Consider the following 6056-nt stretch of genomic DNA (forward strand, 5'->3'; position numbering starts at 1 on the left):
ATGACGCAAACCGTATTAGTAACCGGAGCGGCTTCCGGTCTCGGCAACGTGATTGCCGCTCATCTGCTGGCCGAGGGCTTTCAGGTGGTGCTGACCGATGTCGACGCCGCCCGCGCCGAAGCGGCTGCCGCAAACCTGGATAACGGCGAAGGCAAAGTCCTGGCGCTGGGGCTGGATATCCGCCAGCCGGAAGCTTTTGACCGCGCGCTGACGGCGACCATCGAACGCTTCGGCAGCCTACAGGTGCTGGTGAATAACGCCGCGCTGACGCTCGCCACCCCGGTAATGGACATTACCGCCGAAGAGTTTGACCAGGTGATTTCCACCAACCTGCGCGGCACCTTTGTTGGCTGCCAGACGATGGGGCGCTACTTCGCCCGTCGCGGCTACGGTCGCATCATCAACCTGGCGTCGCTCGCCGGGCAGAACGGCGGCACCGCCTCCGGGGCGCACTATGCGGCGTCAAAAGGCGGCATTCTGACGTTGACCAAAGTCTTTGCCCGCGAGCTGGCGAAATCCGGCGTGACGGTCAACGCCATTGCGCCGGGGCCGATGGACCTGCCGACGGTGCATGCGCTGGTGCCGGAAGAGAAGATGCCCGGCCTGTTACAGATGATCCCGGTAGGTGAGCTTGGCGACGCGGCATTTGTCGCTCAGGCCGTGGCCCTGCTGGCTTCCCAAACATCGTCGTTTGTCACCGGGGCCACCTGGGACATTAACGGCGGGCTGTTTATGCGTTAAGGGGCCATCGATGCTGACATTACAGGTTATTCGTCGCGAGCTTCAGGGTGAGGTGGTGCTGCTGACGCTGGCGAAAGCCGACGGTACGGCGCTGCCCGCGTTTACCGCCGGGGCGCATATCGACTTGCATCTGGGCGAGGATCTGGTGCGCCCGTACTCGCTGTGCGGCGATCCGTGCGAACTCAATCACTACCAGCTTGGCGTGCTGAAAGATAGCCAGTCCAAAGGCGGCTCACTTGCCGTTCACGGGCTACAGGAAGGCGATGAGATTCAGGTCAGCGAGCCGCGCAACCTGTTTGCACTGGATGAAAAGGCGAGCTTCAGCCTGCTTATCGGCGGCGGTATCGGTATTACGCCGATGCTGGCGATGGCGGCGGAGCTGATGGCGGCCGGGCGTGCTTTCAGTCTGCATTATTGTGCGCGAAGCCGCGCACAGGCGGCGTTTGTCGCCCAGTTGACGGCGTCGGCCTACGCCCCGCAGGTGCATCTGCACTTCAGCGATGAACAGCGCATTAATCTTGATGCGGTGCTGTGCGACGTGCCTGCTGGCACCCATGTCTACGTCTGCGGTCCGACGCGGCTGATGGATGCGGTCAGCGAGCAGGCCACTGCCCAGGGCTATGCGCCGGAACAGATCCACCAGGAGTGTTTTAGCGCCGAGGTGGAAACCGGTGGTCAGCCGTTTGAAGTGGTGGCAGTCGCCAGCGGTATCACCGTGCAGGTAGCGGCAAACCAGACCATCGTTGAAGCACTGGCGTTAGCGGGGCTCAAGGTCTGCGTCTCCTGTAAACAGGGGATCTGCGGCAGTTGCCTGACCGACGTGCTGGAAGGTGAGCCGGATCATCGTGACCACTATCTGACCGACGAAGAGAAGGCCGATGGCGATCAGATCCTGCTGTGTTGCTCCCGGGCGAAAAGCGCCCGTCTGATAATCGATCTTTGAGGATCTCCCTATGACTCTGCAAACCGAGTTTCGTAACGCCATGGCGCAGTTGGGCAGCGCGGTATCGGTGATCACCACCGATGGCCCCGCAGGTAAATTTGGCTTCACCGCCTCCGCCGTGTGCAGCGTGACCGACCAGCCGCCGACGCTGCTGGTGTGCATGAACCGCAACTCTTTTGCCCACGCGCATTTCAAGCAAAACGGCGCGCTGTGCGTCAACGTGCTGTCGAGCGACCACCAGGCGCTGTCGGGCATTTTTGCCAACGCCAGCCTGCGCTCCGAAGAACGTTTCTGCCACGACAGCTGGCAGGTGATGGCCAGCGGCGCGCCGGTGCTGAGTTCTGCGGTGGCGAGCTTCGATTGTGTGATTGATGACTGCCACGAAGTGGGCAGCCATTCGGTCTTTTACTGCCGGGTGCAGGCGATTCGCGTCAGCGAGCAGCCGCGCGGGCTGGTTTATTTCAACCGCCGCTACCACACGGTTGGCTGCGACGTGGAAGCCTGATAACGAAAAGGGGAATGCCGGATGAGCAATGTCGTTTCTGAAACTGCCGTCACATCAACGACCGTCCGCCAGGACGCGCAGCAAATGCGCAAGCTGGTTGTCGCGTCGGTACTGGGTAATGCGTTGGAATGGTATGACTTCTTTCTCTACGGCACCGCCGCGGCGTTGGTCTTTGGCCCGCTGTTCTTCCCGGTGGGCGGCGACCCGTTGCAGGGCACGCTGCTGGCGTTTTCCGGCTTCGCGGTCGGTTTTCTGGCGCGCCCGCTCGGCGGCATCCTGTTCGGTCATATCGGCGACCGCTATAGCCGCAAGATGACGCTGATAATGACCCTGACGCTGATGGGGGCGACGACCTTTGTTATTGGCCTGCTGCCGACCTACGCGCAGATAGGCATCTGGGCGCCGCTGTCGCTCATCATCCTGCGCTTTTTACAAGGCGTGGCTTCCGGCGGCGAGTGGGGCGGCGGCGTGCTGATGCTGAGTGAAAACGCACCGGCCTCGCGCCGTGGCTTCTACACCGCGTGGAGCCAGATGGGGGTCTCCGGCGGCTTTGTGCTCTCGTCCTTCGCCTTTTACCTCGTCCAGCAGTTACCGGAGAGCGATTTCCTGAGCTGGGGCTGGCGCGTGCCGTTCTTGCTGAGCATCGTCATCTTCCTGGTCGGCGTTTATATCCGCAAAAACATTCGCGAGAGCAAAGCCTTTACGCAGGCAAAGCCGGAAGATAAACATGAAAAGATCCCGCTGCTGGTGCTGGTACGCGAACACCCGAAAGCGCTGTTGCAGGCCATTGCCCTGCGCCTGCCGGAAAACGGGGCGTCCTACATTTTCTTTACCTTCTCGGTAGTTTACGCCAAACACATTGGCATCGGCACCGGGGAGATCATCAGCGCGGTGACGCTGGCGATGCTGATTGAATTCTTCTCGATCCTCTTCTGGGGCGCGCTGTCGGACAAGATTGGCCTGAAACCCGTTTACTACATCGGCGTGATTGGCCTGCTGGTCATGGCGTTCCCCTTCTTTTGGCTACTCTCCACCGGCAGCTACGGCGCGGTGATGCTGGCGATGTTCCTCGGCCTGCCGGTGTGCCACGGCGCGATGATTGGCACTCAGCCGTGCATCATGAGCGATCTCTTCCCGGTGCGGGTGCGTTACTCCGGGCTGGCGCTGGGCCACGAAGTGGGGTCCATCTTCTCCGGCGGCCTTGGCCCGATGCTGGCGGTGGCGCTGCTGATGGCTTTCGATGCCTCGTGGCCGGTCTCTTTATTGTTGATGGCCTACGCGCTGCTGGCATGGATTGCCCTGAGAAGTCTGCCTTCAACCCCTTTACCACACAACAATGCAGGAGCAACGGATGTTAACGATTGAATCACTGACCTGCTGGCTGGTGGATATTCCCACCATTCGCCCGCACAAGCTGTCGATGGCCACCATGGGCTGCCAGACCCTGACCATCGTGCGCATGCAGTGCGCCGAGGGCGTGGTTGGCTGGGGTGAAGCCACCACCATCGGCGGGCTGAGCTACGGGGCAGAAAGCCCGGAAGCCATCCGCTCGGCTATTGAAACCTACCTGTCGCCGCTGCTGTGCAGCCAGACCTTCAGCGGCGTAGCGGCGCTGGCCGAGAAAATGAACGCCAGCGTCAAGGGCAACACCTTTGCTAAATCGGCGCTGGAAACCGCGTTTCTGGATGCCCAGGGCAAACTGCTGGGGTTGCCGGTGAGCGCGCTGCTCGGCGGGGCGATAACCGACCGCCTGCCGGTGCTGTGGACGTTGGCGAGCGGCGACACCGATAAAGATATTGAAGAAGGGAAACGGCTGCTGGCGGAAGGGCGACACGACACCTTCAAACTGAAAATTGGTGCCCGGGATCTCAAAACCGATATCCGCCACGCGCTGGCGATTAAAGCGGCGCTCGGTGAAGAGGTCAGCGTTCGCGTTGACGTTAACCAGGCGTGGGACTTTCCCACCGCGGTGAAAGGCATGAGTCAGCTACAGGATGGTGGTATCGACCTCGTCGAACAGCCAACCCCGCTTTGGGACAGAGAGGGATTGATAACCCTGAGCCAGCGTTTTGACGTCCCGATTCTCGCCGATGAGGCGGTGGCAACCAGCCACGACGGTTTTGCTCTGGCGCACGGCGGTTTTAGCGGTGCCTATGCGCTGAAGATTGCTAAAGCGGGTGGCCCGGCGCAGGCGCTGAAGCTGGCGCACGTCGCACAGGCGGCGGGCGTGGCGCTGTACGGCGGCACCATGCTGGAAGGCACGCTCGGCACGGTAGCTTCGCTGCACGCCTGGTCCACCGTAAAGATGCAATGGGGCACCGAGATGTTCGGCCCGCTGCTGCTGAAAGACGACATCGTGGTCACGCCGCTCGACTTCCGCCAAGGGCAGGTTTCGCTGCCGCAGGGGCCGGGATTGGGCGTAGAGATTGACCTCGACAAACTGCGTTATTACGCGCGCCACTAAAAGGACATCCCGATGCTGTTCAAAGTTGAAATGACCGTCAATATCCCGTCGTCGTTGCCCAAAGCCGAGGCCGATGCGATCAAGGCCCGTGAGAAAGCCTACTCCCAGCAGCTTCAGCGCGAAGGGAAATGGCTGCACATCTGGCGCGTCGCCGGGCTGTACGCCAACGTCAGCATCTTTGACGTGGCCGATAACCAGGAACTCCACGACCTTTTAACCGCGCTGCCGCTGTATCCGTATATGGACATCAGCGTGCAGCCGTTATGCCGACACCCGTCGGCCATTGATTAAAACAACAACCCTTACCCTACGAAGAGGAATACGCAATGTCCGTTAATCCCGCAAAACAGACCGAACTGGAATCCTTACTGGCCATTAGCAGCGGCCTGAACGCCGAGCAGGGCAACGAGCGCTTTAAGGCTATCATGCATCAGTTGCTGAGCGACCTGTGCCAGACCATCCGCAAATTTGATATCACCGACGAAGAGTTCTGGCTGGCGGTGAACTACCTGAACGAACTGGGCGAGCGCAAAGAAGCGGCGCTGCTGGCAGCAGGGCTGGGGCTGGAGCACTATCTGGATATGCGCGCCGATGAAAAAGAGGCCGCCGCCGGTAATGACGTTGGCACGCCGCGCACCATCGAAGGGCCGCTGTACGTGGCGGGCGCACCGCTCAGCAAGCAGTTTGCGCGTATGGATGACGGCAGCGAGCAGGGCGAGCCGATGTGGCTGCACGGGCAGGTGACCGACCTTGAGGGAAAACCGGTGGCAGGCGCAATTGTCGATATCTGGCACGCGAACACGCTGGGCGGCTACTCGTTCTTTGACCAGTCGCAGAGCGAATATCATCTGCGTCGTCGCGTGGAAACCGGTGCTGATGGGCGCTACGCGGTACAAAGCATCGTGCCTTGCGGCTACGGCTGCCCGCCGGATGGCCCAACGCAGAAGCTGCTCAACCAGTTAGGCCGTCACGGTAATCGCCCGGCGCACATTCATTTCTTCGTGTCGGCACCGGGCTATAAGCACCTGACCACGCAGATTAACCTCAACGGCGATGCCTACCTGTGGGACGATTTTGCCTTTGCCACTCGCGAAGAGCTGATTGCCGATCCGGTGAAAATCACCGACGTTGCGCTTTCTCAGGAGCGCAACATCAACCAGCCGCATACCGAAGTGAGCTTTAGCTTTGCGCTGGTGGAATCGGCTGAAACCAGCGAAGAGAGCCGCATTAAGCGTGCGCGTGTGATGGAGTGATTTGAGGCGTGGCACCGCCCCGGCGGCGCTGCTGTACGACCGGATACATAGGTAACACTTCAGACCGGGAACATAGGTAACACTTTCCTAGTCTATCCGGATAATACTACGGCTTTTCCGGTCATAGTAAGCAAGCGTTATTCCGTTAAA

7 protein-coding genes are annotated in these 6056 nt (G+C 60.6%); all 7 read left to right on the top strand.

What is annotated here, in order from left to right; translation table 11 throughout:
• From RDN66_RS05720 to catA, 7 genes are read left to right on the top strand one after another with little or no spacing between them, the layout of a single operon-like run.
• Nucleotides 1-741, top strand: a complete 741-nt coding sequence (locus RDN66_RS05720; protein WP_035893530.1) for an SDR family NAD(P)-dependent oxidoreductase — start codon at nt 1-3, stop codon at nt 739-741.
• Nucleotides 742-751: 10 nt separating this feature from the next.
• A complete protein-coding gene (locus RDN66_RS05725) occupies nt 752-1684 on the top strand; it encodes a PDR/VanB family oxidoreductase (protein ID WP_202215922.1) in 933 nt (310 codons plus the stop codon).
• Between the two features lie 10 nt (nt 1685-1694).
• Entirely contained in the window at nt 1695-2189 is a 495-nt protein-coding gene (locus RDN66_RS05730) for a flavin reductase (RefSeq protein ID WP_202215921.1), read from the top strand.
• Nucleotides 2190-2210: 21 nt separating this feature from the next.
• Nucleotides 2211-3554, top strand: a complete 1344-nt coding sequence (locus RDN66_RS05735; protein ID WP_227675084.1) for an MFS transporter — start codon at nt 2211-2213, stop codon at nt 3552-3554.
• Nucleotides 3541-4653, top strand: coding sequence for a muconate/chloromuconate family cycloisomerase (locus RDN66_RS05740; protein WP_202215920.1), 1113 nt, complete (start codon nt 3541-3543; stop codon nt 4651-4653). The genes RDN66_RS05735 and RDN66_RS05740 overlap by 14 nt, the downstream gene beginning before the upstream one ends.
• 12 nt (nt 4654-4665) lie before the next feature.
• Complete coding sequence (gene catC, locus RDN66_RS05745; RefSeq protein ID WP_202215919.1) at nt 4666-4944, top strand: muconolactone Delta-isomerase; 279 nt, start codon at nt 4666-4668, stop codon at nt 4942-4944.
• 35 nt (nt 4945-4979) lie between these two features.
• Nucleotides 4980-5906, top strand: coding sequence for a catechol 1,2-dioxygenase (gene catA, locus RDN66_RS05750; protein ID WP_035893539.1), 927 nt, complete (start codon nt 4980-4982; stop codon nt 5904-5906).
• The last annotated feature ends 150 nt before the right edge of the window (nt 5907-6056 follow it).

The organism is uncultured Kluyvera sp. (assembly GCF_902485085.1).
Classification (GTDB): Bacteria; Pseudomonadota; Gammaproteobacteria; order Enterobacterales; family Enterobacteriaceae; genus Kluyvera; species Kluyvera ascorbata.